This window comes from Methanoculleus sp. MH98A (genome assembly GCF_000691865.1).
In the GTDB taxonomy this organism is placed as follows: domain Archaea; phylum Halobacteriota; class Methanomicrobia; order Methanomicrobiales; family Methanoculleaceae; genus Methanoculleus.
The window spans coordinates 1-25,422 of sequence record NZ_JMIO01000049.1 but is presented as its reverse complement, the minus strand read 5'-3'; the positions used below and the strand labels follow the sequence as shown (position 1 = coordinate 25,422).

At 63.1% G+C, this 25,422-nt stretch carries 30 protein-coding genes, 2 tRNA genes and 1 pseudogene; 15 read left to right on the top strand and 18 right to left on the bottom strand.

What is annotated here, in order from left to right; all coding sequences use genetic code 11:
• The first annotated feature begins 193 nt into the window (after positions 1–193).
• The gene (locus tag EI28_RS07800; RefSeq protein ID WP_048114056.1) at positions 194–1,732 is read left to right on the top strand and encodes a 2-isopropylmalate synthase; all 1,539 of its coding nucleotides are present in this window, start codon (positions 194–196) and stop codon (positions 1,730–1,732) included.
• Positions 1,733–2,004: 272 nt separating this feature from the next.
• Here EI28_RS07800 and EI28_RS07795 read toward each other — a convergent pair whose 3' ends face one another.
• The 12 genes from EI28_RS07795 to EI28_RS07745 form a co-directional block, all read right to left on the bottom strand.
• Entirely contained in the window at positions 2,005–2,370 is a 366-nt protein-coding gene (locus EI28_RS07795; protein ID WP_048114055.1) for a prefoldin subunit beta, read from the bottom strand.
• Between the two features lie 110 nt (positions 2,371–2,480).
• Positions 2,481–2,777 (bottom strand): KEOPS complex subunit Pcc1, encoded by a 297-nt coding sequence (locus EI28_RS07790; RefSeq protein WP_048114054.1) that lies wholly within the window; start codon positions 2,775–2,777, stop codon positions 2,481–2,483.
• On the bottom strand, positions 2,774–3,178 hold the full coding sequence (locus EI28_RS07785) for a hypothetical protein (protein WP_048114052.1): 405 nt from the start codon (positions 3,176–3,178) through the stop codon (positions 2,774–2,776). Before EI28_RS07785 ends, EI28_RS07790 begins: the two co-directional genes overlap by 4 nt.
• Complete coding sequence (locus EI28_RS13495) at positions 3,175–3,306, bottom strand: DNA-directed RNA polymerase subunit P (RefSeq protein ID WP_011844513.1); 132 nt, start codon at positions 3,304–3,306, stop codon at positions 3,175–3,177. The genes EI28_RS07785 and EI28_RS13495 overlap by 4 nt, the downstream gene beginning before the upstream one ends.
• A 6-nt stretch (positions 3,307–3,312) precedes the next feature.
• Positions 3,313–3,603 carry a 50S ribosomal protein L37ae gene (locus tag EI28_RS07780; RefSeq protein WP_011844514.1) on the bottom strand — a complete coding sequence of 97 codons (291 nt, stop codon included), beginning with the start codon at positions 3,601–3,603 and terminating at the stop codon, positions 3,313–3,315.
• Positions 3,604–3,658: 55 nt separating this feature from the next.
• A complete protein-coding gene (locus tag EI28_RS07775) occupies positions 3,659–4,360 on the bottom strand; it encodes a ribosome assembly factor SBDS (protein ID WP_048114063.1) in 702 nt (233 codons plus the stop codon).
• Positions 4,361–4,371: 11 nt separating this feature from the next.
• Positions 4,372–5,094 carry an archaeal proteasome endopeptidase complex subunit alpha gene (psmA, locus tag EI28_RS07770; RefSeq protein ID WP_011844516.1) on the bottom strand — a complete coding sequence of 241 codons (723 nt, stop codon included), beginning with the start codon at positions 5,092–5,094 and terminating at the stop codon, positions 4,372–4,374.
• A complete protein-coding gene (locus EI28_RS07765; protein WP_048114049.1) occupies positions 5,094–5,576 on the bottom strand; it encodes an Rpp14/Pop5 family protein in 483 nt (160 codons plus the stop codon). The genes psmA and EI28_RS07765 overlap by 1 nt, the downstream gene beginning before the upstream one ends.
• The gene (locus EI28_RS07760; protein ID WP_048114047.1) at positions 5,573–6,217 is read right to left on the bottom strand and encodes an RNase P subunit p30 family protein; all 645 of its coding nucleotides are present in this window, start codon (positions 6,215–6,217) and stop codon (positions 5,573–5,575) included. The genes EI28_RS07765 and EI28_RS07760 overlap by 4 nt, the downstream gene beginning before the upstream one ends.
• Before the next feature lie 30 nt (positions 6,218–6,247).
• On the bottom strand, positions 6,248–6,838 hold the full coding sequence (locus EI28_RS07755) for a 50S ribosomal protein L15e (protein ID WP_048114045.1): 591 nt from the start codon (positions 6,836–6,838) through the stop codon (positions 6,248–6,250).
• Between the two features lie 122 nt (positions 6,839–6,960).
• The gene (moaC, locus tag EI28_RS07750) at positions 6,961–7,455 is read right to left on the bottom strand and encodes a cyclic pyranopterin monophosphate synthase MoaC (RefSeq protein WP_048114043.1); all 495 of its coding nucleotides are present in this window, start codon (positions 7,453–7,455) and stop codon (positions 6,961–6,963) included.
• A 58-nt stretch (positions 7,456–7,513) separates the two neighbouring features.
• A complete protein-coding gene (locus tag EI28_RS07745; RefSeq protein ID WP_048114061.1) occupies positions 7,514–8,917 on the bottom strand; it encodes a bifunctional ADP-dependent NAD(P)H-hydrate dehydratase/NAD(P)H-hydrate epimerase in 1,404 nt (467 codons plus the stop codon).
• Positions 8,918–9,766: 849 nt separating this feature from the next.
• Between EI28_RS07745 and EI28_RS07740 the strand changes: the two genes are divergently transcribed.
• From EI28_RS07740 to EI28_RS07725, 4 genes are read left to right on the top strand one after another with little or no spacing between them, the layout of a single operon-like run.
• Positions 9,767–11,164 (top strand): DHH family phosphoesterase, encoded by a 1,398-nt coding sequence (locus EI28_RS07740; protein ID WP_048114059.1) that lies wholly within the window; start codon positions 9,767–9,769, stop codon positions 11,162–11,164.
• On the top strand, positions 11,109–11,606 hold the full coding sequence (locus EI28_RS07735) for a PUA domain-containing protein (protein WP_048114041.1): 498 nt from the start codon (positions 11,109–11,111) through the stop codon (positions 11,604–11,606). Before EI28_RS07740 ends, EI28_RS07735 begins: the two co-directional genes overlap by 56 nt.
• The gene (locus EI28_RS07730) at positions 11,588–11,929 is read left to right on the top strand and encodes a nascent polypeptide-associated complex protein (protein WP_048114039.1); all 342 of its coding nucleotides are present in this window, start codon (positions 11,588–11,590) and stop codon (positions 11,927–11,929) included. The genes EI28_RS07735 and EI28_RS07730 overlap by 19 nt, the downstream gene beginning before the upstream one ends.
• On the top strand, positions 11,926–12,651 hold the full coding sequence (locus tag EI28_RS07725) for a methyltransferase domain-containing protein (RefSeq protein ID WP_048114037.1): 726 nt from the start codon (positions 11,926–11,928) through the stop codon (positions 12,649–12,651). The genes EI28_RS07730 and EI28_RS07725 overlap by 4 nt, the downstream gene beginning before the upstream one ends.
• 2 nt (positions 12,652–12,653) lie before the next feature.
• On the opposite strand, the gene EI28_RS07720 is transcribed toward EI28_RS07725, so the two are convergent.
• Positions 12,654–12,842, bottom strand: coding sequence for a hypothetical protein (locus EI28_RS07720; RefSeq protein ID WP_048114058.1), 189 nt, complete (start codon positions 12,840–12,842; stop codon positions 12,654–12,656).
• Between the two features lie 183 nt (positions 12,843–13,025).
• On the opposite strand from EI28_RS07720, the pseudogene pyrB reads away from it, so the two are divergent.
• Positions 13,026–13,921, top strand: a pseudogene (gene pyrB, locus EI28_RS07715) (aspartate carbamoyltransferase).
• A complete protein-coding gene (gene pyrI / locus EI28_RS07710; protein ID WP_048114035.1) occupies positions 13,918–14,385 on the top strand; it encodes an aspartate carbamoyltransferase regulatory subunit in 468 nt (155 codons plus the stop codon). Before pyrB ends, pyrI begins: the two are co-directional and overlap by 4 nt.
• Here pyrI and EI28_RS07705 read toward each other — a convergent pair.
• Positions 14,378–14,836, bottom strand: coding sequence for a phosphopantetheine adenylyltransferase (locus EI28_RS07705; RefSeq protein ID WP_048114033.1), 459 nt, complete (start codon positions 14,834–14,836; stop codon positions 14,378–14,380). The genes pyrI and EI28_RS07705 overlap by 8 nt on opposite strands.
• 570 nt (positions 14,837–15,406) lie before the next feature.
• Between EI28_RS07705 and EI28_RS07700 the strand changes: the two genes are divergently transcribed.
• The 4 genes from EI28_RS07700 to EI28_RS07685 are packed head-to-tail and all read left to right on the top strand — an operon-like array spanning position 15,407 to position 18,930.
• A complete protein-coding gene (locus tag EI28_RS07700; protein WP_048114031.1) occupies positions 15,407–15,898 on the top strand; it encodes a gamma carbonic anhydrase family protein in 492 nt (163 codons plus the stop codon).
• Positions 15,891–17,165, top strand: coding sequence for a CoB--CoM heterodisulfide reductase iron-sulfur subunit A family protein (locus EI28_RS07695; protein ID WP_052379700.1), 1,275 nt, complete (start codon positions 15,891–15,893; stop codon positions 17,163–17,165). Before EI28_RS07700 ends, EI28_RS07695 begins: the two co-directional genes overlap by 8 nt.
• 2 nt (positions 17,166–17,167) lie before the next feature.
• Complete coding sequence (gene mtnA, locus EI28_RS07690; protein ID WP_048114029.1) at positions 17,168–18,229, top strand: S-methyl-5-thioribose-1-phosphate isomerase; 1,062 nt, start codon at positions 17,168–17,170, stop codon at positions 18,227–18,229.
• Positions 18,226–18,930, top strand: coding sequence for a DUF116 domain-containing protein (locus EI28_RS07685; protein ID WP_048114027.1), 705 nt, complete (start codon positions 18,226–18,228; stop codon positions 18,928–18,930). The genes mtnA and EI28_RS07685 overlap by 4 nt, the downstream gene beginning before the upstream one ends.
• Here EI28_RS07685 and EI28_RS07680 read toward each other — a convergent pair.
• Positions 18,895–19,242, bottom strand: coding sequence for a polymer-forming cytoskeletal protein (locus EI28_RS07680; protein WP_231476645.1), 348 nt, complete (start codon positions 19,240–19,242; stop codon positions 18,895–18,897). The two genes, EI28_RS07685 and EI28_RS07680, sit on opposite strands and share 36 nt — an antisense overlap.
• Positions 19,243–19,742: 500 nt before the next feature.
• Between EI28_RS07680 and EI28_RS07675 the strand changes: the two genes are divergently transcribed.
• A complete protein-coding gene (locus EI28_RS07675; RefSeq protein ID WP_231476644.1) occupies positions 19,743–19,943 on the top strand; it encodes a hypothetical protein in 201 nt (66 codons plus the stop codon).
• A gap of 203 nt (positions 19,944–20,146) precedes the next feature.
• Here EI28_RS07675 and EI28_RS07670 read toward each other — a convergent pair whose 3' ends face one another.
• Positions 20,147–20,986, bottom strand: coding sequence for a geranylgeranylglycerol-phosphate geranylgeranyltransferase (locus EI28_RS07670; RefSeq protein ID WP_048114023.1), 840 nt, complete (start codon positions 20,984–20,986; stop codon positions 20,147–20,149).
• Between the two features lie 74 nt (positions 20,987–21,060).
• Positions 21,061–21,135, bottom strand: a tRNA-Arg gene (locus tag EI28_RS07665).
• Positions 21,136–21,204: 69 nt separating this feature from the next.
• Between EI28_RS07665 and EI28_RS07660 the strand changes: the two genes are divergently transcribed.
• The gene (locus EI28_RS07660; RefSeq protein WP_048114021.1) at positions 21,205–22,320 is read left to right on the top strand and encodes a tRNA (guanine(10)-N(2))-dimethyltransferase; all 1,116 of its coding nucleotides are present in this window, start codon (positions 21,205–21,207) and stop codon (positions 22,318–22,320) included.
• On the opposite strand, the gene EI28_RS07655 is transcribed toward EI28_RS07660, so the two are convergent.
• Positions 22,307–23,422, bottom strand: coding sequence for a GTP-binding protein (locus EI28_RS07655; RefSeq protein WP_048114019.1), 1,116 nt, complete (start codon positions 23,420–23,422; stop codon positions 22,307–22,309). The two genes, EI28_RS07660 and EI28_RS07655, sit on opposite strands and share 14 nt — an antisense overlap.
• 188 nt (positions 23,423–23,610) lie before the next feature.
• On the opposite strand from EI28_RS07655, the gene EI28_RS07650 reads away from it, so the two are divergent.
• Together EI28_RS07650 and EI28_RS07645 are read left to right on the top strand one after the other, a co-directional pair.
• Positions 23,611–23,685 (top strand) — tRNA-Glu (locus EI28_RS07650).
• A gap of 58 nt (positions 23,686–23,743) precedes the next feature.
• Positions 23,744–24,952 (top strand): Bcr/CflA family efflux MFS transporter, encoded by a 1,209-nt coding sequence (locus EI28_RS07645; protein ID WP_048114017.1) that lies wholly within the window; start codon positions 23,744–23,746, stop codon positions 24,950–24,952.
• Positions 24,953–25,422: the final 470 nt, after the last annotated feature.

Below are 25,422 nucleotides of genomic sequence, written 5' to 3'. Positions count from 1 at the left end.
AGACTATACTACAGCCGCGCACTCTACCAGTCTGAGTTAAGGCGGGTCTCTGCTCTAATAATGTTAGATCGAGTTGTTATTAAACATTTCGCAGCATTTGCAGAGAACGGTGCAACGCGGACGTTATTCTTTATATACAACCTCGGATAACGAGTACGTATGAACCCTACAAACGCTGAAGCACCTAGGAACGCTGAAGCGTACTGTCTTCTTCACCGATAGCCGTGCGAACAAGAACGTCACTGTTTTCGACACCACACTGCGCGACGGTGAACAAACACCGGGCATCTCGTTCACGCTCGAAGAGAAGCTCGGTATTGCAGAACAGCTCTCCGGAATAGGAGTCCACGCCATCGAAGCGGGCTTTCCCGCATCCTCGGATGCCGAACGCGAGATAGTCCGGGCCATCACGAATCTCGGGCTCTCCGCACAGGTCTGCGGGCTTGCGCGGTCGATCCGGGCCGATGTGGATGCGTGCATCGACTGCGGCGTCGACATGGTCCACGTCTTCATCCCGACCTCCGACGTCCAGCGCGAGTACACCATCAAAAAGACCCGCGAGCAGGTCCTCGAGGCCACCGGCGATATCATCGCGTATGCTCGCGACCACGTCGACCGGTGCATGTTCTCCGCGATGGACGCCACGAGGACCGACTGGGATTACCTGATGGAGGTATACCGCGTTGCGGTGGACGCCGGAGCGACAATCATCAACGTGCCCGACACGGTCGGGGTGATCACCCCGACGGCCATGAAGCACCTCATCGAGCGGATCGACCGCGAGGTGAACTGCCCGATCGACGTCCACTGCCACAACGACTTCGGGCTTGCGGTGGCGAACACCATCGCGGCGGTCGAGGCCGGCGCCTCCCAGGTGCAGGTGACGGTGAACGGCATCGGAGAGCGGGCGGGCAACGCCGACCTCGCGCAGACGGTGATGGCGCTCTCGTCCATCTACGGTATCGATACCGGCATCCGGACGACCGGCCTCGTCGAGACTTCAAGGCTTGTCTCCCGCTACGCGGGGATGAGCATCCCGGCAACGCAGCCCATCGTCGGCGAGAACGCCTTTGCCCACGAGAGCGGGATCCACTCCCACGGCGTCATCACCCGGTCGGACACGTTCGAACCGGGAATCATGACGCCGGAGATGGTCGGGCACCGGCGCAGGCTGAAACTCGGCAAACACGCCGGGAGGCATGCGGTCAAGCAGATGCTCGCCGAGGTGCACATGGAGCCCGCCGACGCGCAGCTCGACGAGATCGTCCTGCGGGTGAAAGCGGTTGCCGGGAAGGGCAAGCGGGTAACGGACGCGGACCTCTACGAGATCGCGGAGAGCGTCATGCAGCTCGCGCCCGACGAGAAGACCCTGGAGCTCCAGGACGTCGCCATTATGACCGGCAACCACGCCATCCCGACAGCGAGCGTCAGGGCGACCGTCGACGGAGTCGAGCACACCTTCTCGAGCATCGGCAACGGCCCGGTGGACGCGGCCGTGCGGGCGATCCTCGGGATCATCCCGGCCCCGGTGCAGCTCAAAGAGTTCAACATCGAGGCGATCTCCGGGGGCACCGATGCTCTCGGGCACGTCACCATCTCCGTCGAGGACGAGCGGGGCCGGGTCTTCGATGCCAGCGCCTCAAGCGACGACATCATCCTCGCATCGGTCGAGGCGGTGATCAACGCGATCAACCTCGTATGCCGGACGCACAAACTCGACCGCGAGGAGTGAGCGACTCACTCCTTTTTCGGGTCAACCTCTGGATAAGCCCGGTTACCCATAGAGGTCTCCGGATTATCCATACATCACCAAAGTCGAATCATCGGTGATGTGGCCTCGCGCGAAGACGCGAAGGCGCGAAGTCTGGATGGGCATTGACAACCTCCTTCGCGTTCTTCGCACCTGTGGTGCTCAAACTCCGGGCGTTCCGCCCATCGCTCTTCGCGGCTTCGCGTGAGTCAGAGAGAATTTCAAGAAAGGCCTTTTTCAAAAAAGTTGACGGATCAGGCGGGGCCGGGAGGCTGCTGTTTACCCTCCAGCGCTCCCCTGATCTGCGAGGATAACTGCTCGAACCTGCCCTGCAGCGCCTTCTCCTGCTTTTCGAGCGACTTGACGCGGAGTTCGAGCGTCTCGATACGCTCGTTCAAGGACGCGAGCACCTGCTCCTTGCTCTTCTGCATCATGACGCTGCCGACGTTCATGAAGACCGCCGCATCCTCGGGGACGTCGGCCAGGTCCTCGACCGCGCGCCTGGCCTCGCGGATCGTCAGTTCATACTGCCCTTTCTGCGATACCACGGTCTGGATCTGCTGCTGCATCTGCTGGAGCATCGCCAGCTGATTCTGTACTTTTGGCGGGATGTTTTCCATATTCATCTACTCCTCGAATGAGACGAAGATCGGTAACGATATTTCGGGTGGCGGACAGCGGCCTTCCCGGCACCCTGCCCTTTCTCTACATGATAGGGGCGTGAAGGCCTTTAAATGTGAGGGTTCAAAGGAGGGGTTCCCGTCTCGCGCCCCAACGGGGCCGCATCGGACGGGACGGCAAGCTCCCGCATCTCGACGGCTATGGTGATCAGCCGCAGCCAGGTGTTCAGGGCCGCCCGGAGCGCGGGTATATCGGAGGCAGCCACCTCGAGGACGAGCGTATCGTCGTCCGCGAGCCCGACCCGGACGGACGACCGGTCGCCCACGTCGCCCATCTCCTGGCAGATGGAGAGGTAGAGAGCACGGGCATCGGGGGTCGCGAACCGGAAATGAGCCGTATGCATCATGAGGCCACCTTCAGGACGTAACGTCTCCGCTGCGTTCCGTCAAAGACGATCCGGTGTCCCGTAAGGGATTCACCGGCAAACGCGACATCGACGCGATCCTTGAGCGCCTCGTACACGGGGCGATCCGAGACGAAGAGCCCGCGGGCGATCGCGCCGGGCCGCTCTTCGACGGCAAACGACCTGACACGGATCTCCACCACAGGCTCTCCGCCGTCATATACCAAAATCAGAAAAAAAGGACCGGATTTCGAGACGACCAGAACCGATCCGTCAAGGGAAAAAAGGTCGCCCATGCCCGCTTTGCCGCGGGTGACGTACTCGGCGCCGATCGAGAACGCCAGATCCCGCGCAAGGGTGCGCACCTCGGGAGCGGGTTTGCGTGACGTCGTGACGACCGTCATCGAGCCTTCAGATCTTTTATTCCGGCTCCGCGTTCCTTGAAAAGGATGCGGTGCCCACAGTAGGGGCAGCGTATATTGACGTCGATTTCTACTTTTTGTTTACAGCGAGCGCACTTATAGGCAGCCACGACCGATTAACCCTCCTTCTGCAGCGACCGCTCGATGCTCCGCGCGGCGACGCGCATCGCCGGCGTCTCCGGGACATAGCTGCCGCCTGCAAACTTGAACCCGCACTTGCGGCACGTCCAGATGCCTGTTCCCTCACGCTTGACCGCTTTCTGGTCGCAACGGGGGCACGCATGGCTCGCGCGGGAGACCTTCTCGATCTGGTTGACTCTCTTCCGGATAAACCGGCCGTACCTCGGGCCGAAACGCCCGGAACTTCCGACTACCCTGCCCTTTGCACTCTGTTTGCGACTTGCCATTTCGCGTACCTCTTGTATGTCCTCTAATTTTTGTGCTGTCGATTAATATAGTTAATCACGACATCCGTTCGACGATCCGGGTCTCTGCATTCCCCTTGGAAACCTTGTTCACCAGGTCGTAGAACTCCTCCTGGATGCCCGCCGGAATTTTGACGACCGCGATCCAGGATCCGTCCTTCTGCCACTCTTCCTGCTCGAGCGATCCTGCGGTCGTGATCTCGTAGGCTCTCGCGGCATAATCCGCCGGGATCTTCACGGCGACCCGGATCTCCTCGAACCGGATGGGGAGAAGCGGGCGGAGCGCCTTGACCACGTCTTTGACCTGCTCCTCGACGGACTTGAAGGGGTCGATGCTCACCCGCGCCTCTTCCATCGCAAGCTCGATGCGCTGCGGGGGGTGAGGGAACCCGGACTGCGGGTTGACGGCATTCCTCGCGATGAACGTGACGACCCGGTTCCGCTTCTCCGCGATGAGGTGCCGGCGCTGTTCCGCCGTAAGATGGATCTCGCCCTTCCGGATGATCCGGAGTGCTGCCTGCTCGAACTCGGTCGTCTTGAAGACTTTCAGGAGAGCCTCCTCGGAGGCCCGTTCGGCATGGGCAGCGTTCGAAAAGATGGAATCGGCGGCAACGACCTCCTCCAGGTCGACGTCTTCGCCCTGCCGGATGCGCATGGCCTGGTTGGGGTCGACAAGGACCTCGAACCGTTCTCCGTAACTTTCAAGCCGTGCTACTACTGCCTGGTCGAGAGGGATCATACGGATGACGCTCACTCTTCGAACTGGTCGACGTATGCCTTTACCTCATCCTTCTCCATCTTCCGGAACTCCCCGGTCTCGATGGAGACGACGCCGATCTCGATGGCGCTCACGTCGAGCTTGCCCTCCGTCGCGGCGTGCAGGGCCTTGATTCCAAGCCTGATGGCGCCGGAGAAGTCCGCATCCTCCTGGTACTCGTCCTCGAAGGTCTTTATGACCGCAGGACGTCCGGTTCCGATCCCGGTCGCCTTGTACTCGAGCAGCGTGCCGCTCGGATCGGTCTCGAAGAGCCGTGCCTCCCCGTCGCTGACTCCTGCGATCAGGAGAGCGGTTCCGTAGGGACGTGCACCGCCGAACTGGGTGTAGGTCTGCATGTGGTCGCAGAGTTTTTTGGCGAGGATCTCGACGTTTATCGGCTCGTTGTAGGAGACGCGGTTGATCTGGGACTCAACCCGCGCCCGGTCCACGAGAGACCGCGCATCGCCGACGAGGCCGGAGGACGCAACGCCGATATGCGCGTCGATCTTGAAGATCTTCTCGATGGAAACCGGTTCGAGGAGCCGGGACGTCACCCGTTTATCGACAATCAGCACGACGCCTTCGCTGCACTTGATTCCGACGGCCGTCGTGCCCCTTTTCACCGCTTCTCTGGCGTACTCGACCTGGTAAAGTCTTCCGTCCGGGCTGAACACCGTGATTGCCCGGTCATATCCCATCTGATATTGTGGTTGCATTATCGTTCCTCCAAATCGGCTTCGGTGAAAAACAATGACTTCTGATGCTTAATACCTTTTTCAACCAAATCAACCTTTTGACGCGGATAGCGATAGACCGCGAAATAAGTTTCCCCGACCTTCACTTCCTCGTCCCCGGAGAGATGCCGGATAGGTTTCATCCGGCGCCGCAGTGCGTGGATTGTCCCCGAGGTGGCGACCGTCCGGAGCGCGATCCGCTCGTCGGCGACCGAGGTGACCGTTGCAAGCGCGACGGCAATATCCTTCTCCGTTCCCCGCCGGCACCGGACGACGACGTACCCTCCTTCGCAGAAGACCACCGCGGGCTGCGCAAGACCGACGGCCGCATCGCCGAGGAGCGAGGTCGCGGCCTCGATGACCGCGAAGTATACCTGTTTCTGGTCTACCCACGCCCCGTAAGGAAGGATTCGCGCCAGGATGTAGCGCCGCTTCGTCCGCATCGCCGGGGGTCGCGGCCTCATTTTACCACCCTCACGGATCGGTGCGGCTCGATGATCCGGCCGACGGACGAGAGCGCTTCGGTCACTTCCGCCCCGGTCATGCCGAAGAGTGCGCAGAGACCGCGAAGCTCGCGAACCGACCGCTGCCCGAGTATCGAGCGGGCATCGGACGATATCGTCAGTGGAAAGCCGTATCGCCGCTGCAGCGAGAGGACGTCCGCATACCGCTGTAGCGCCTTCTGGCGCTTCGTCCCGCGGAGGTGAACGATGGGAGCCATCGAGATGTCCACCGCCACGCCCCGCTCTGCCGCCGTCCGTGCGGCGACGTGATCGAAGGCGTTTCTCCGGGTGGCATGGATGCTCCTGACGACGTTCACCTCTTTCACCGCGACGACCGCACGGTTGAAGGCGATCTCCCCGGCATCGACGTAGACGACGTCGGCACGCCGGACGGCGGGATCGCGCACTCGCTTCAGGACCTCTTTTACGGACGCAGCACCGATCACGGCACCCCGGAGAACCTCGGCGCCGGAAGACCGATGCACGGCATCTCCGATAACGACGGCGCTATCGAACCCGAGTCCTGCCGCCTCGAGCGTCATTCGCGCAACCGTCGAGTCACCGGCAGGATAGGGATGTATACCGGCATCTGTGATCTTCATCGTGGGTAGGCCGTATGAAAAAAAGGGTATTTATTTGCCGCGGTTCGCGTGGGAACGGATGCTCGGGCGCGTCTTCTCGGTTCCACGTCCGCGCGTCCGCATCCCGCGCCCCTTCATGCCGGCGGAGGTCTTGCCGCGTTCCGCCCGGCCCCGGTGAACCGGGTTCGCCAGCCACGCGAGGTTGCGGTCGCTCTTGATCGAGGGGTGGTGCCCGTCGACCATGATGACCTCGAACCACTTGGAGCGGCCGTCCTCACCGACCCAGTAGGAGTTCAGGGCCTCCATGTTCGGGAACTTGCGGGATGCGCGCTCCTCGGCCATGCGCTGCAGGCTCTTTGCGGGAGTCAGCCGGCGCATGCCCATGCGTGCGGATCTGCGCCCGCGGGTGTACCGGGGCTTCCTCCGGCCGCCGCGGCGGATCTTGACCCGCACGACGACGATTCCCTGCTTGGCCTTGTAACCGAGCGACCGGGCCCGGTCGATCCGGGTCGGGTGCTCCACGCGCACGATACTCCCTTCGCGCCGCCAGGTCTGGAGCCGCTCCCAGAGGAGGGCTTTCACTTCCGACCGGTCGGGCCGTTTCCATGCCTCGCGTACGTAGGCATACATCGATTTTGCCATGTTTAGAATCACCTCAGGTTCAGCGTTTCCGCCACATTCCTTTTCGGGACGTATCCCGTGGTTCCTAACAGGTTGACGGGAGCGCAAATAAAGGATTGCCTCCCCCCTGCCTGCAGGAAGACCTAGACCCCTTTACGTTTCTCCACGACGCGGATGGCATCCATCCGGGTGACCGGATACTGTCCGTTCTCGTCTTTCTCCGCCGACTTGACCATGTCCCAGACAGTGAGAAGGGCGACGGAGACGCCGGTGAGCGCTTCCATCTCGACGCCGGTCCGCCCGTAGGACTTCACGCGGGCGATCGCCTCGATGTAGCCGTCGCCTTCTTCGAAGTCGATGGTGATGCCACCGAGCGGTATGGGGTGGCACATGGGGATGAGGCGCGGCGTGTCTTTCACCGCGAGGGTTGCCGCCACCCGTGCGGTCGCTAAAACGTTGCCCTTGACCGCGGTCCCTCCCCAGATGGCCCGGAGGGTCTCGCTCCGAAGGTAAATCCTGCCGCTCGCAACCGCTTCCCGGGTGACCTCGCTCTTTGCCGAGATATCCACCATCTGTGCGCGGTCGTTCTCGATGTGGGTGAAAACCGGGGTCTTGCCGTGTTCGCCGGACTCGTTCATGTGTATCGCAGGAGATCTTCTCTTTTTCAGGGGATAAAAGAAGGCGGCTATCGGCAGGTCATTCGGGTGCGGGGTGCCGGAAGAGAACTTCCGGGATGTAGCTGGGCATATCGGTGGCGAGCATGCCCTCCCCACGCTCTTCTGCGGCGAGCATGCCGGCCCTGCCGTTGACGTACGCGGCGATGCAGGCGGCCTCGAACGCGGGGATCCGGCAGAAGAGCGCACCGGCGATGCCGGCGAGCAGGTCGCCCGTCCCCCCGGTGGTCATGGCGGGAGTTCCGGTCCGGTTGAACCTGACCCGCGACCCGTCGGATACGACATCGACCGGGCCCTTGAGCAGGATGGTCCCCGCCGTCGCGGCGGCCTTCGCGCACCGGCCGCGCGCCGCAAGGTCCGCCGGGGGCTCCGCTCCGGTCATCCGGGCGAACTCGCCCGCGTGCGGGGTGTAGATCGTCTCCTTCGCCGCCGGCAGGGGGCGGGAAAGCGCATCGGCATCGAAGACCGCCCGCTTCGCCGCCTCCGCAACGGCGAGCACGACATCGTGGCTCTCCTTTCCGAGGCCCATGCCGCAGACGACCACGTCCGCCCGGTCAACGAGGGAGAGGATCGTCTCCAGATGATCAACGGTGATTGCCTTCCCCTCCAGGCGCTCGTAGATCAGGTCGGGCATGGGGACGTACGCGGGGGAGGCGACCCGCACGATATCCGCCCCGGCGCGAAGCGCACCCATCGCCGCGATGTAGGGCGCTCCCTGGTAGGGGCCGCCCCCGACGACGAGCACCTCGCCGCCGGCGCCTTTGTGGGCCCCGGACGCCCGGGCCGGGACGAGCGTGAGATCTCCGGGGCCGGTGAATATCTCCGCCTCGAGCGGGATGCCGATTTCCGCGACGTCCGCGCCCTCCACCTTCGGCCGGTGGAACGAGAGGATCCGGCTCGCACGGATGCCGGGGGTGGGGATGTCGACGGCAACGATCGGGGCATCGCTCGCGTTCGCCCGGGCAACGAGGGACGCAAGCGGCTCCCGCACCGCACCCGACGCCCCGGTGCCGAGCATCGCATCGACGATGACGTCTGCCTCGTTAAAGAGGCGGGAGAGGGCCTCGGTGTCAGAGGCGCACCGGACGGGGTGGAGGGCAACAGAGCAGTGCCGGAGGAGAGCGAGCTGGGCGGCGGCCGAGGAGGTCATCGAGCCGCAGTCGGGGTAGACGACGTCGATTGCGTCGAGGTGCTGGAGGTAGCGGGCCGCCACCATCCCGTCGCCGCCGTTGTTCCCCCTCCCGCAGAGGATGAGGACGCGGGAGGGGCTGCGGGCGAGGACGGCATCCGCGACCGCCCGGCCGGCGCTCTCCATCATCAAAAGCGACGGCTGGCCGAGCGCAACGGCGTTCCCTTCGACCGCTCTCATCCGGCCGACGTCGATAACGCCGGTCTCCAGAAACTCCCGCATATCGTTTGTTGCCATGTTCTGTACCTCCAGGAGCGTTGTCTGATCGGTGCTTGGCGTTTCTTTCATAGATAGTTTTAGTTTCTGACCGGGGATGCGCCGGGGGAGGCTGTTGGTTTAAAGCGGCGTCGACAGGCGACACCCACTGGTGCTTACGCTCATTCTCGGTTGCACATGCCCATACACGGATTCCCACCGGATATCGCCATTGGGGGAACGACCGTCCGCAGGAGCGACAGTTCACTAGAACTGGAGCGTGAGCACCGAAGGTGCGAAGAACCGGCGCTCGACCACCGTCAGGTGCGAGGTGCGAACGGAGTGAGCATGAGAAGACCGAAGGTCTTCGAGGGGGAGCATCCCCCCTCCCCTGTCTTTATCTCATAAAGCTCTACTTGTGACCCCCACCGCCCGCGCTTCGCGCTCCTCCCGCCCCCAAGGGGGCGGGCAGTGCGTGGCGATACTCCCACGAAATCCGTAACCCCGGAGCGGGCCGGGACGCCGCACTTCCTCTAACATCTTCTCGGACGGTGGACCGTGGGGGTATCGCCGTTGGGGGTGGGGCTGACGGAGAGTGCGAGCGAAGCGAGCTTGAGCACCGTTAGGTGCGAGGGGGCAAGACCCCCTCCCCTGTCTCTACCCGCAAGACTGTACCTGTGCCCCCACTCGAAGGCCTCCGGCCTCCTCCCCCTTCCTGCTGGGCGGGGGCAGTTCCCGGGCGTTGCCGGTGGGAATCCGTGCACAGGTTTGCACGATCAAACGGGCTTGAGCCCCTCCCTCATGGGATCCTGCCTGCATCCACCTCTCGAACATCGTCAACCCCTCACACCCCCATGCATTATTGACCCTTCACCACCCACTACTATGGAGATGAGCCTCGAGAACGATGTGCGGAGAGCGGCGGATCTAATCTGCGATGCGGACTCGGTGACGATCATCTCCCACATCGACGCCGACGGCATCAGCACGGAGGCGATCCTCGCGCAGGCGCTCGTCCGCGAGGGCATGGCTGTCGAATCCGTCTTCGTCCGCCAGCTCGAACCGATGGCGATGCGCCATGTCCCAAAGGACGGGTCCCTGAAACTCTTTGCCGACCTCGGCGCCGGGCAGCAGAACCTTCTCGAGGAACACGGCCTCTCCAGCGACGAAGTCCTGATCCTCGACCACCACGTCGGCCAGCCCTGCGGCACGGCCTACCCCCAGGTGAACAGCCTCGATCACGGCATCACCCGGATGAGCGCCGCCGGGATCGCGTACCTGGTCGCGAAGGCAATCGACCCGACAGCCATCGACCTCGCCAAACTCGCCGTCATCGGGAACGTCGGGGACATGATGGCCCGGGAGAACTGCGGGCTGGTCGGCCCGGCACGCGAGATCGTCCGGGACGGCGTGGAGTACGGCAACATCATCGTGCAGGACCATGACCTGAACTGCTACGGGACGTCCACCCGCCCGGTCCACGTCTGCCTCGGCTACTGCGACGACCCCTACATCGACGGGATCTCGAACAACACGAACGCAGCACTCCGGTTCCTCGAGAGGCTCGGCGTCGAACTGAAGAACCCGCGGGGCGGGTGGCTCGTCTGGGAAGAACTCCCGTTCGAGGACCGGCGCACGATCATCAGCGCCCTCGCCCAGCAGCTCATCGCCCACGGGAGGGAGACCGACCGCCTGCTCGCCGAGACCTACATCTTCCCCGACGAGCCGGAGCGCACACCGCTCCGGAACGCCTCCGAGTACGCCACCCTCTTAAACGCCTGCGGCCGGTGGGCGAAACCTCGGATAGGGAGCAGCATCTGCCGCGGGGAGCGCGGGGAGGCCTACCGCGACGCGGAGCACATGCTCGCCCACCACCGATCGGTCATCCGCGACCTGCTCCAGTACATCCTCGATGCCGGGGTGACCGAGTTATCCCACCTCCAGTACATCCACACCGGCGACCGGTTCCCCGACACCATCGTCGGGATCGGGGCGGGGATGGCGCTCTCCAAACTAAACTGGAAGAAGCCCATGATGGTGCTCGCCGCGATGGTGGACGAGCCGGAGGTGACGAAAGTCTCGATGCGGACGAACGAGTGGGCGCTCGGCCGCGGGGTCGACCTGCAGAAAGCGCTCGTCGAGGCGGCCGCCGGAGCGGGCGGCGCAGGCGGCGGGCACCGGATCGCCGCCGGGGCATTCATCCCCCACGATACAGAAGAGGAGTTTGTTGATAGTGTCAACCGAATACTCAAACGACAGTTCGCTTCGGCGGATCCGGACGATAGCTGACTTCCAGTTCGGCGCCGGGGCCGGAGTTGCGATCTTCCCCGACGAATGTAACTTCCAGTTCTCCACGACCGGACGCATCCGCCAGGTGCGCATAGGAAAGGAGAGACTTGCGACCGTTCGCGCACAGGATGGCCGCCTGACCCTCGGGATAACCGCAGCGGCGCGACTTTGCGCCCATCTGGCCCCCCCGGCCTACCGGGTGGCGGTGCAGGAAGACGTGGCGCCGTTCGTCGCGGACGGGAAGAACGCGATGGCGAAACACGTCGTCGTTGCCGACGAGGGCATCCGCGCAGGAGACGAGGTGCTGGTGGTGACGGCGGGCGACGTGCTCCTCGCCACCGGGGCGGCTTTGCTCTCCGGGCGGGAGATGCTGGCATTTAATTACGGTGTAGCGGTAAAAGTACGGCAGGGAAGGGGATCCGAATGTTTCCAGGAAAGATGAACCCGAAAAAGATGAAGCAGATGATGAAGCAGATGGGCATGGAGATGGAGGAGATCGAGGGCGTCGAGAAGGTCGTCATCTACACGCCCGCGGGAAACTACGTCTTCGACGATGCCCAGGTCGTCGCGACCACCATGCAGGGGGTCACCACCTACCAGCTCACGGGGGAGGCCCGGTTCGAGGAGGCCGTCCCGGAGATACCCGACGACGATGTCGCTCTCGTCGCATCCCAGACCGGGGCAACCGAGGAGGCCGCGAGGGCAGCGCTCGTCGAAACCCGCGGCGACATCGCCGAAGCGATCCTGAAACTCGCGCAGCAATGATCGAGATCGGCGAACGCCTCCTGCTCGTCGGCGAGGACCGCGAGTACTTCGTGACGGCGGGCGAGGGGCAGTTCTCCACCGACCGGGGGATGATCGATCTCGGGGCCCTCGCGGGCATGAACCCGGGAGACGAGATCCGGACCCACCTCAACGTCCCGTTCACCGTGCTGCGCCCCCGGCCGACCGACTTCTTCGTCCACGCAAAACGGAGCGGAGCGCCCATGCTCCCCAAGGACATCGGAACGGTGATCGCCTACACGGGGATGAACCGTGACGACCGTGTCCTGGACGCCGGAACCGGGAGCGGGGTCGCCGCGATCTACTTCGGAAAGATTGCCCGCAGCGTGAAGACCTACGAGGTGCGCCCGGAGTTTGCCAAACTTGCGGAAAAGAACATCAAAAACGCCCGCCTCGAGAACGTCGAGGTGGTCGCGGCCGATATGCTCGAAGCGACCGGCGAGTTCGACGTCGTTCACCTCGACCTCACGATAACCCCGGCGCACGTGGAGCACGCCTTCTCGCTCCTTTCGCCCGGCGGCTATCTCTCCTGCTACACGCCGTTCCTCGAGCACACGTTCGTCGCGCTCGATGCCGCAACGCCGCTTTTCCGGGACGTCCACTGCTACGAGTGCATGGAACGGGAACTGACGCGCTCCGCCCGGGGAACCCGGCCCTCGACCAGGGTTGCCCACAGCGGCTACATCACGGTCGCGCGAAAATAGAGTTAGTATTCCTTCAGCGGACGTTCCCACCCGGTGTAGCCGCAGTAGATGCAGCAGTCCCCGTCGCAGTGTCTGCACTTCTGCGAGGGCTGCGCCACCATCACGGTGCCTTTTTTGTTGCAGTACATGCACCCGGCCCCCTCACAGTGGCAGCAGACTTCGGGTGCGTACTCTACATTCTCTTCAGACATGCACTTCAACTCCTGAAATAGTATGAGGCGGGCGAAGGTGACAAAGGTTATCATGGAGGTAGGGCACGCACCCGAAAAAAAGGTATTTAGTGGGTGCGCGGCGAACCACTATTCAGGAGAGAAGAGGGGCGGAACAATCCGGGCGCCTACGCCGGATGAAAAGCCCCGGAAGGTAGCCGCACGATGTACCACATTATCTCAATCCGCGATTTTGAAAGAAGCGATCTCGATTATCTGCTCGATCGGGCGCAGGAGTTCGATGCCGGCAAGTACCAGCCGGAACGCTTGACGATAAACTCGTGGCGCTTCTCTTCTTCGAGCCCAGCACCAGGACAAGGATGTCGTTTGCGACGGCCATGGCCCGGCTCGGCGGACAGTCGATCAGCGTCGATTCCGTTGAGGCGAGTTCCATCGTCAAGGGAGAGACGCTCGCGGACACCATCCGGGTGGTGAGCGGCTACGCGGACGCCATCGTGCTCCGCCACCCGAAGGAGGGGGCGGCACGGCTGGCAAGCGAGTTCGCCACGGTGCCGGTCATCAACGCCGGCGACGGCGCGGGGCAGCACCCGAGCCAGACGCTGCTCGACCTCTACACCATCAGGCAGTCGATGCCGGTCGATGGGATCGACGTCGGGCTTTTAGGGGATCTCCGCTACGGCAGGACTGCGCACTCGCTGGCGCTCGCCCTCTCCCTCTACGGCGTCACGCTGCATACCATCGCACCCGTGGGGCTCGAGATGCCGGCAAACATCGCCCTCGAACTCAGGGAGCGCGGCATGGAGGTCGTCGAGCACCCGAACGTCGAGGAGGCGATCCGGGAACTCGACGTCCTCTACGTGACGAGAATCCAGCGCGAACGGTTCCCGGACTCGGCATCCTACTACAACGTCGCGTCCAGTTACCGGATCACGACCGACCTTCTCGACGGCGTGAAGGAGCGGCTGATGATCCTCCACCCGCTCCCGCGCGCCGGCGAGATCGACCCCGCGGTGGACCGCACGCCGTACGCGCGCTACTTCGAGCAGGCGAGGAACGGCGTGCCCATCAGGATGGCGCTCCTCCACGAGGTGATGAAATGAGCGCGAAAGACCCGTCACGGGGGCTGCTCGTCAGCCCCATCAAGAACGGAACCGTCATCGACCATATCACGGCCGGCGAGGCGCTGAACGTCCTGCGGATCCTCGGTATCACCGGGTCGACCCGGGAATGCCTGAGCATCGCGACGAACGTCGAGAGCAAACGGATGAGGAAGAAGGATATCGTCAAGATAGAGAACCGCGAGCTCCGCACGGAGGAGGTCGACCGGATCGCCCTGCTTGCGCCGCAGGCGAAGATCAACATCATCAGGAACTACAAGGTCGTGGAGAAGAAGGGCGTGGAGATCCCGGAGGTCATCAGGGGCGTGGTCCGGTGCCCGAACCCCGGCTGCATCACGAACACGGACGAGCCTGTGGAGAGCACGTTCGAAGTGCTCGATAAAGGGCTGCATTGCCTCTATTGCGACTGGCTGATCAAGGACGATATCGCGAACCACATCATCTGATCAGGCGGCCGTGCCGGTCGATCTCTCCCCGGCAGATCCGGGTGCTCGAGATCCGCCGGCCGTCTTCGGCGAGGACGCACGAGATCTCGTGAAGATCCACTTTTCTTTTCCCGCGCTCGCGCCGGCGTTCGTTGATCTCCACGGCGACCGGGAAGGTCTCCTCGGAGACGACGAGGATATCGAAGTCCGCGTCGAGGGCGCTGCCGTAGCGGTCGACGAGCGGCTCGACCTTCCACGTTGCGGTGTAGCCCCGCTCCCGAATAAATGACGTGATGGTTTCCAGCCGTTCCCGATACGTGTGGACGGGGTGCACCTTTGCACCGGCAAACTCTTCGGTCGTCAGCCCGATGGTCACCTCTCCATCAGGCCCGGCGAGCTCGAAGGAACGGGCGAGGAGTTTCCGGTGCCCGGCATGCAGGGGATCGAACGTCCCCCCGACCATCACTTTCATCCAGAGGCGTTTGCCGCGAGGGGTTTTATGGGTAGTGATCGGTTGGTGGGGGGCGGGGGAGGGGTTTCAGGTAGGCGGACGAGGAACCGCAGGACTAGGCACCTGGCATCTCCGGTGCTCACGCTCCGGTTCTAACGAACCGTCGCGTATCGGAACGTCGCCCTCCCCGTCAGCCCCACCTCGCACCTTCGGTGCTCGAACTCCGCTCCTCAAAGACCTTCGGTCTTCTCGAACTCCTGTCCGAAACCCTTCGGGTTTCTCAAGCTCCGGCCCTGCACCTTCGGTGCTCCTGCTCCGTTCCGTCGGAACGTCGCACCCTGCGGGCCCTCGCATCCTGCGGACAGTCGTTCTCCGGAGCGTCGTTCCCCCAGTCGCGATATCCCCTCGAAATCCGTGGATGGTTGTGAGCGACTGTCCAAAATACAGGAACGTGAGCACCCCCATGCCGGGTCCCGACAATCAATCTCCCGGTCTGCCTCCTCGCCTCCCGTCCCTCACCAAACCCACCCGCCCCTCCCTCACCCACGATGGAGAACATTTTGTATCGCCGCAACCAATAGTAGACTCACTATGGAGAGCGGAACGGTTGTGGGGAACCGCGTCTTTATCGCAGAGAACGCAACAGTCATCGGAGACGTGAGCCTCGGCGACGACGTGAGCGTATGGTTCGGCGCCGTGGTCCGGGGGGATCGGGATACGATCACGGTCGAAGCGGGCTCGAATATCCAGGACAACGCCGTCGTCCACACCACGCCCGGGTTTCCGGTCACCATCGGTGCGGAGGTCTCGGTCGGCCACGGCGCCATCCTGCACGGCTGCACCATTCGCGACCGGGTGCTCGTCGGGATGGGTGCCGTCGTCCTGAACGGCGCGGTGGTGGGCGAGGGTTCCATCATCGGCGCCGGCGCGGTGGTGACCGAAGGAAAGGAGATCCCGTCGAACTCGCTCGTCCTCGGCGTTCCCGGAAAAGTGGTCAGGGAGACGACGCCCGAGCAGCAGGAGGGCGTCCTCCACAACGCGCATGAATACGTCAAACTCGCAGGGAGTTACCGCCATGACTGAGGTCGCCGTCATCGGCGCCGGGGTCGCGGGCATCCAGGCGGCGCTCGACCTCGCCGACCACGACATCCACGTCCACCTCATCGAGCGCGAACCGACCATCGGGGGGCATATGGCCCAGCTCGACAAGACGTTCCCCACGAACGACTGTTCGATGTGCATCCTCTCTCCGAAGATGGTCGAGGTGGCCCGGCACCCGAATGTCACCATCCACACCTGCTCCGAGGTCGAGGGGATCGAGGGCGAGGTGGGGAACTTCCGCGTCCGGGTCCGAAAGCACCCCCGCTACATCCTCGAGAACGAGTGCAACGGCTGCGGGGACTGCGTCGCGATCTGTCCGGTGGAGGTCTACAACCGGTTCGACGCCGGCATCGGCGTCCGTAAGGCGATCTACAAACCCCACGCCCAGGCGGTTCCCGACATCGTCATCAAGGACCAGGAGCACTGCATCGAGTGCGGGCTCTGCTACGACGTTTGCGGAAAAGAGGCAATCCTCCGCGAGGATGAAGAGCGCCTGCTTGAGATAGAGGCGGCAAGCATCGTCGTCGCGACCGGTTATGCGACGTTCGATGCCAGAAACAAGACGCAATTCCGCTACCTCATTATCCCCGACGTCATCACGAGCCTGGAGTTCGAGCGGATGATCAACGCGAGCGGCCCGACGGGGGGCAAACTCAAGAGGCTCTCAAACGGCAGGCCGCCCCGGAGCGTGGCGTTCGTCCAGTGCGTCGGCTCCCGCGACATCTCCATCGGCCGCCCCTACTGCTCCGGGGTCTGCTGCATGTACGCGATGAAGAATGCCATACTTATCCGGGAGAAGAACCCCGATATCGAGGTCACCATCTTCTATAACGACATCCGGGCATACGGCAAGGGCTACGAGGAATATTACGAGCGGGCGAAGAGTCTCGGGGTCCGGTTCGCCCGCGGGTTTCCCGGCGAGGTGCTCCAGGAGAACGGCAGCCTGATGATGACCGCTGAGAACACCGAGACCGGCGAGCTGGAGACGTTCCACCCGGACCTGGTGGTGCTCTCCGTCGGGCTCGAACCAGCCCCCGGAGCGGATGAGGTGGCCCGGATGCTCGGCATCCCGCGGGACGAGTCCGGGTTCTTCGGGGTCGCCGACCAGAAAGTCGGTCCCGTGCTCACGGTGAAGCCCGGGATCTACGTGGCGGGAACCGCCACCGCGCCGAGGGACATCCCCGACTCCGTCGCAATGGGCGAGGCGGCGGCGATGCGGGCATATCTCGACACGATCAGGGTGGGATGAGCATGCTGGAAGGGGAAGAGCCTTACACCATCGCGTGGGATGCAGAGAACGAGTGCATCCTCTATATCGACCAGACCCTGCTCCCCGGCCGGTACGAGCAGATGCGGTGTGCAAACGTCGACGACCTCGCCCGGGCAATCCGGAGGCTTGAGATCCGGGGAGCCCCGGCGCTCGGGATTGCCGGCGCGATGGGCGTGGCGCTCGCCGCCGTCCGCAGCAACGAGACGGATCTCAAGCGGTTCCTCGACGAGGTCGGCCGGGCGGGAGACCTTCTCGCGGGTACCCGCCCGACCGCGGTCAACCTCGCGTGGGGAATCGACCGCGTGCAACGGAAAATGGCTGTGGCCGCATCGGTCGCGGAGGCGAAGATCATAGCGGTCGCCGAAGCGAACGCCGTCGCAGAAGAGGACGAACTGACCTGCCGGAGGCTCGGCGGGTTCGGCGAAGAACTCTTCCCGGAGAGATGCACGGTGCTCACGCACTGCAACGCGGGAGCGCTCGCCTGCCGGTGCCGGGGAACGGCGCTCGGAACGATCCGGTCGGCGATTGACGCCGGGAAGAGCGTGCGGGTGATCGCCTGCGAGACCCGGCCGCTCAACCAGGGCTCAAGGCTCACCTGCTGGGAACTTGCCCGGGACGGGGTCGACGTGACCCTCATCCCCGACTCGTCGGCGGCATACCTGATGCGGAAGGGGATGATCGACCTCGTCGTCGTCGGCGCCGACCGGATCACTCAGGACGCGGTCTTCAACAAGATCGGGACGTATATGCACGCCGTTACCGCCCGCCACCACGGCATACCCTTCTACGTCGCGGCGCCGGTCTCCACGTTCGACCTCTCCCGCAGGGAAACGGATATCACCGTTGAAGAGCGTGACCGCTCCGAACTCGCATACTGCGGCGACGTGCAACTCGTGCCCGACGACGTAAAAGTGCTCAACTATGCCTTCGACGCCACGCCGCTCGACCTCGTCGACGCAATCGTCACCGAGATCGGGGTGCTCCGGCCGCCGTATACGGAGTCCTTCCGGCTGGTCGGGAAAACTAGGGAGAACCAACCATGAGTCTCTTCGATTCCGAGATCTGGATCCAGTTGATGACCCTCATCGGGGAGGTCACGTTCTTTTTCCTCCTCGGGATGGTGCTTGCCGCAATAACCCTCGCGATCATCGCCGCCGCCTCGATCACCAGGGGGAAGTTCTACCTGCCGAGGATCCTGATACCCGGCATGGTCCTTTTAGAGGGGCTCGTGAAGGCGTTCTGCAAACTCCTCGGGCTGGACGACAAAGATCTCATCACGTTCTTCATAACGCTCAGGAACACCATGAACACAAAGGCCTTCTCCGAGACCCCTGTGGAGCAGCGGGCGGTCTTCCTGCCCCAGTGCCTGCGGTCGGCGCAGTGTCCGGCACACCTGACGCCGGAAGGCCTCAAATGCCGCAACTGCGGCCGTTGTTCGGTCGGGGAGAACACGGTGTGGCTCGAGAAACTCGGGTACCGGGTATTCATCGTCCCGGGCTCGACGTTCATCAAACGGATGGTCAAGAAGTATCACCCGCGGGCGATCATCGGCGTCGGCTGCCTCATGGAAGTAAAAGACGGAATCGATATGTCCGATCGGATAGGGATCATCGCTATCGGCGTCGTGACCTTAAAAGACGGGTGTGTGGAGACGATAGCGGACTGGACCGCGGTGAGAGATGCCGCCCTGCTCGGCATCAAACCCCCGTCAGGTTCCGTAGACTTTCACGGCCCTGCCGAATAGACGCTCGCTCGTGACCTTGCCGTAGACGAAGATCGTCTCGTCGCTGTTCACGGCACCGACATCGACCCCTGGTCGGAGGGTGACGTTGCCCCCCGCCTTGATCGAATGGAGGCTCGCGTTGTCGCAGATGGTGGCGGTCTCCAGAACCCTGACAGGCCCTTTTATCTTGACGTCATGGCCGACGACGATGCTCTCGGCCTCGATGAACCCGCCGACCGTCGAGCCGGGTCCGAGTTCGAGGCGGCCGGCAACGACCATATTGCCCCAGACGTGCGTCTCAGGAGGGGTGATGAAATTCCCATCTATCTTCACGTTTCCGTCAAAAAAGGAACCTTTCGGTGCTATATACGTGTCCCCGTGCCGGTAAACTTTCATGAAGATCTCCTGGATAACAGCTCGGCCCGTAACCAGATAAAATTATCAGTGCACTGTTCTGGACATTGGAAGGGAGGATATTTTTTTTGCCGGTCCCTATCCGCCGGACACTACTCACCCCCCCGGCCAGGGCCGGAGGCAATGCGTGGCGATAGCCAGGGGAAAGCCGTCCCGGGAGAGCGGGCCGGGACTCCACCCTTTTCCAGTGCCTTCCCATCCAGTGGACCGTGATGGACATCGCCATGGGGGGAGGGGCCGACGGGGAGGGGGAGCATCCCCCTCCCCTGTCTCTATCGCGTAAGGCTCTATCGATAGCCCCCACCCCGCCCGGCCTTCGGCCTCCTCCCCCGCCCCAAGGGGCGGGGGCAGTGCGTGAGGATATCCACAGAAAGCCGTGTACGGTTCTTCCCCAGGTTCTCCCCGTGCAGTGGACCGTGATGGACATCGCCATTGGGGAGTGCGACTGGTCGAAGGGTGCGACGGACAACGTCCGGAGCTTAAGAAGACGCGGAAGCGTCTTCGAGCAGGAGCATGAGAAGAACGAAGTTCTTCGAGAGGCCGACGCGGAGTGCGATGTTCCGACAGGAACGGAGCACGAGAAGCCGTTAGGCTTTGAGGTGCGAGCGAAGCGAGCGTGAGCACCGTTAGGTGCGATTTGCGACGTTCCGAAGCGCGATGGTTCGTAAGAACCGGAGCGTGAGCACCGCAGGTGCGAAGGAACGGAGCTCGACCACCGTCAGGTGGGGGGCAGCATCCCCCCTCCCCTGTTTCTATCCATCCCGGATATCAATAGTCCCCAATCCAGCCGGATGAAAATATTGAAATACTGAAGTTCCCCCGATCATATCACCGCGGCAATCGCAAAGACCGCAAGCGCGGCGAACATACCCGCCCGCAGGATCGACGTCGCATTTGACTCCCGGACGCAGCCCGGCGTCGTGCATGAAAGACCCCGGAAGGCCCCGAAGAGGATGACGAGATCCACGACCCCGATGCCGGCGAGATAAAAGAGGCCCCACCAGTCGCCGGAGGGGAGAATGCTTACCGCAACGGCGCCGCAGGCGCAGGCGAACGCGAGTATTCCCGTCCTCCGGACGCCGACGATCATGGGAAGGGTGCGTGCGCCTCCCGCCGCATCCCCGTCGACGTCTTCCGCATCCTTTAGAAGTTCCCGTGCGATGGTCGCGAGGAACGTGATCGCCGCGAGCGAGAGGTTCCGGACGAGCCCCTCGATGCCCGCAAACGCTCCGCCGAAGAGGAAGACGCTCCCCGCCAGGTAGGCGACGGCCACGTTGCCGAGGACGGGGGTGCGCTTCAGCCGGACAGCGTATACGATGAGGATGACTGAATTTATGATGGCGATCGCAAGGCAGAGCGGCGGCGTCAGGGTGGCAATCGCGATACCACCGATAAAGAGCGCCGCTGCATACGCCCTTGCACCGGCAAGGCTGATCTCTCCCGCCGGTATGGGACGGTCGGGGCGGTTGATCCGGTCGATCTCAACGTCGCGAACATCGTTGATGACGTTCCCGCCGGCGGTGATGAGCGCGACGATCACGGCGAGCAGGAGCGACGGCGGCGTGAGCGTCCCGGTGGCGATGAGATAGCCGATGAGCGCGGTAAGGCCGGCAACGACGGCGTTGTGCGGACGGGTAATCCGGATGAATGCGGAGACGCTCATTCTCGAAGAGTTAGGTTCTCGGGGGGAGGATAAATAACCAGAGGATTCTTCCGGAACAGAATTGAGAGAAGAAACGGGCTTGGGGGGATTCGAACCCCCGGCATTCAGCTTAGGAGGCTGACGCCATATCCTGGCTAGGCCACAAGCCCATACTTCGGAGTAAGAGTATTGCTCATGAGAAGGTATAAGGGTATCGAGCATCCATCTTTTCGGGAAGCATGGACGTTGTCGAGGTTACCGAAGGGAGAACCAGTTTTTTCGTGCCCAGACAGGATCCTCGCACCCAGTTCCCGCCGGGAAGCGGCCCGGTCTTTTATAACACGCGCATGGAGATGAACCGGGACGCCACCGTCCTCCTGCTCGCCGTGCTGAAGCCACAGAGTTACCTCGACGCGATGGGTGCGTCCGGTGTGCGGGGGCTCAGAGTGGCGCACGAGGCCGGGATACCGGTGACGATCAACGACTGGAACGCGAAAGCGGTCGACCTTGCCCGACGAAACGTGGAGGCGCTGGGTCTCGCCGCCGAGGTCACCCACGGGGATGCGAACGTGCTGATGAGCGGGAGAACGTTCGACGCCGTCGACCTCGACCCCTTCGGGACGCCGGCGCCGTTCGTCGACTCCGCGGCACGGAGCGCCGGGAATTACCTCTTCGTCACCGCCACCGACACCGCGCCGCTCTGCGGAGCGCACCTGAAGGCAGGCATGCGCCGCTACTTCTCCCGGCCCCGGAACACCGAGTACCACGCCGAGGTCGGCCTCCGGACGCTGATGGGGTTCGTGGTGCGCGAGGTGATCAAGTACGACCGCGGGGTGGAACCGCTCTTCTGCTATGCGCACGAGCACTTCCACCGCCTGCACCTCAAACTCAGATACGGGGCGGCGGCGGCCGACCGGGCGCTTGCACAAATCGGATACGTGATGCAGTGCCCGCAGTGCCTTTACCGCTCGGAGCAGGCCGGGATGCTCCCCGAACCCGAAGAGTGCCCGCTCTGCGGCGCGAACCTCGTGCCGGTCGGCCCTCTCTGGACAGGGAGGATCAACGACGATGCGACGCTTGCCGCGATGCAGGAAGCCCTGCCGTCGGTCACGGTCGGAACCGGGGCGCGGATCGGGCGGCTGCTCGCGACCTGCCGGCAGGAACTCGATACGTCGAGCCACTACGACTACCACGTCATTGCAAAACGCCTGCGGGTCTCTCCCGGCGGGATCGAGACGGTCATCGAACGGCTTGTAGCCCTCGGCTACCGGGCGAGCCGCGCACACTACTCGGGAACGGCAATAAAGACCGATGCGCCGCTCCCCATCCTCGAAAAAACGGTCAGCGGCGGGTGACGACGGTGAGGACGTCCCCGTCCGCGAGTTTGTGGGTGATGCCGACACGCTGAGCGTCGTGTTTGGCCGATTCGCCCCAGACCTTCGCGTAGCGGAACTTGTCCGCGAAGTCCCGGTGGAGGCGGTTGCAGACGTCCTCGACCGTTGCAGGGCTCCGGATGATCAGCGGCTCGTCCATATCCGCGGGGCCGCCGACCGGCTTTAAGTAGACCCGCATGAACCCCAGGTTCTCGAAGATGGCGTCTTTTAAGTCTTCGATGCGGTAGCCGCTGTGCGCCGAGACCATGATCGGAGGGGCGCCGAACCGTTCGGCCAGTTCTTTCTCGATCTCCGCCCGGGTGGTCTGGTCGACCAGGTCAACCTTGTTGACCGCGATGAACGCCGGGACGTAGACACGGTTCCCGATCATCGCATCGATGAAATCGTCCTGGCCGACCTCGTTTCTTATCAGGACATCGGCGTTGACGATCTTGTTCTCCGCGAGGATCGAGCGGATCTCCTCGACATCGAGGTCGACGGCGCCGACGGTGTTCAACCGGATACCGCCGTTCCCGGCCTTCTTGATGGTGATATCGGGTTTTTCCCGGTTGATCCGGATCCCGGCGTCGTGGAGCTCGCGGAGAAGGACGTCCGTATGCTTCTCGTTGAAGACGTCGACCAGAACAAGGATCAGGTCGGCGCTCCGCACGACGGCGATGACCTCTTTCCCGCGGCCCTTGCCCATGGCGGCGCCGGCGATCAGGCCGGGGATATCCAGGATCTGGATCTTCGCGCCCCGGTGCTCCATCGAGCCCGGGATGACGGAGACGGTCGTGAAGGCATAGGACGCCGTCTCGCTGAGTTCGTCGCCGGTAAGCCTGTTGAGCAGCGTACTCTTTCCGACCGACGGGAAGCCGACCAGGACGACGGTGGCGTCCCCCGACTTCTTCACGGAGTAGCCCTCGCCCCCTCCGGCGGAGGCCATGGCCCGGGCTACCGCTTCGTCGCGGATCTTCGCGAGTTTCGCCTTGAGGCGGCCGATGTGCTTGGAGGTCGCCTTGTTGTACGGGGTTTTCTTGAGTTCGTCCTCTATCTCCCGTATCTGCTCTTCGACACTGCTCATTGCTGCCGATACACGTATGCTGGGAAGCTACTTATGGGTGTCTGTGATGGAAATCACGAAGCGTTGGGAAAATTCCGGCCCGTATTGGGATTGGATTGCCCGGCCGCCGGCACGACCGGAGAAGGCGGAGCGCAAGACATGTTTAAATAGGATAAAGGCCAATAATTTAGAGCACGTTGGTGCAATGCGCTGCTATAGTGTAGACCGGCCAATCATGCAGGACTCTCACTCCTGCGACTGGGGTTCGAATCCCCATAGCAGCATACTGTTCTAAGGGCAAACGCCCACTTCTGCACCACTACCCGAGATAGAGACGATTCCATGCACCACTCCCCCGACAGTGACCGGCCGACCCAGCAATACCTCGGGGACCGCGGTCTCATCGTCCTTATTGCGCTGCTCTCCGCCTTCGTCCCGCTCTCGACCGATCTCTACCTCCCCGCCCTTCCCGGCATGGGCGACTACTTCGGTGTCTCCGCCGCTCTCACCAACCTGACGCTGATCCTCTTCTTTCTCTTCTTCAGCCTCGGGCTGCTCTTCTGGGGGCCGCTCTCTGATCGGTACGGGCGACGGCCCGTCCTGCTCGTCGGACTGGCCCTCTATATCGCCGCTAGCGCCGGGTGCGCGGTATCGTGGGATATCTGGCATCTCATCGCCTTCCGCATCCTCCAGGCCGTCGGCGGCAGCGCCGCCTCCGCGGTCGCTATGGCGATGGTCAAGGACGTCTACGACGGGCGAAAGAGGGAGTCGGTGCTCGCGCTCGTCCAGTCCATGGTCGTCATCTCGCCCGCCGTTGCCCCGGTTCTCGGGGCGTTCATGCTCCCCTACACATCGTGGCGGGGCCTCTTCGTGGCGCTCGCCCTCATCGGCGTCGTCTCGATGGCCGGCGGCCTCCTCCTCCGGGAGACCATACCCTCGCGGTATAACGGCACCATGGCGCAGTCCGTCCGCCGGCTCGGGGTCGTGCTCAAAAACCCCGGTTTCGCCTCGCTCCTCGTCGTATTCTCGCTCGTAAGCACCGCATCGCTCGCGTTCGTCTCCGCATCGCCGTACATCTACCAGGGGGGGTTCGGGCTCTCGGAGCAGTGGTACAGCTTCTACTTCGCCCTCAACGCCGTCGGCCTGATAACGGGCCCGTTCCTCTACCTCTGGCTCTCCCGGCACGCGAGCCGCCGCTCGATCGTCGCGTCGGGGTTCGTCGCTATGGTCGGCAGCGGGGTCCTCGTCTGCCTCTTCGGGAACATGGGGCCGCTGGCCTTTGCCCTTGCCCTCTTCCCGGCCTCGTTGATGGGGAGCGCCGTGCGGCCCGGAGGTGCGTTCCTGATGCTCGACCAGCAGAAGGAGGATACCGGCTCCGCATCCGCCCTGATCAACTGCGCTGGCCTTGTCTTCGGCAGCGCCGGGATGGTTCTCGTCTTCCTCTTCGGGAACAGCCTCGTCTTCGGCCTCGGGGCGATCAACGCGGCGGCCGGGGTTGCGTGTCTTTTAGGGTGGGCGGCGATCGGGAAGCGGGGACTGGTGAGGTTCTAAACACCTTTGCCGGGAGGGGGACACCCGTTCGCACCTTGCGGTGCTCATGCACCCGCCGTTCCGCCGGGTACACCTTCCCGTACCCTCCCCGCGTGGCGATAAGCGATGTTCCGACAGGAACGGAGTTGGAGCACCGGAGGTGCGAAGGTGCGATATCCAGTGGGAAGCCGTTTCACTCTTTTTACCCCAGATATGGTTCAGGTGGTAGAGTCCTCGAAGGAAAGTGTTTCGATAAGAGTGTACTGAAGACTCATAGATCTTTTTGGGACAAACTCAACCTTCGAAGGGAGAGCAGTTCCGGAGGAGATTGCTAAAAAGGTAATTGGCAAAATTAATGCCGCGCGACTCCGATCTTCTGGAAAGGGGTTTTTTCATGGGTCGGGATCTTGATACGCGGTTCTCGCAGCTGCTTGAGGCGATAGCAAAGCATGAGAATACAACCCTCGATATGCTGGGGAAAACATTCGCAT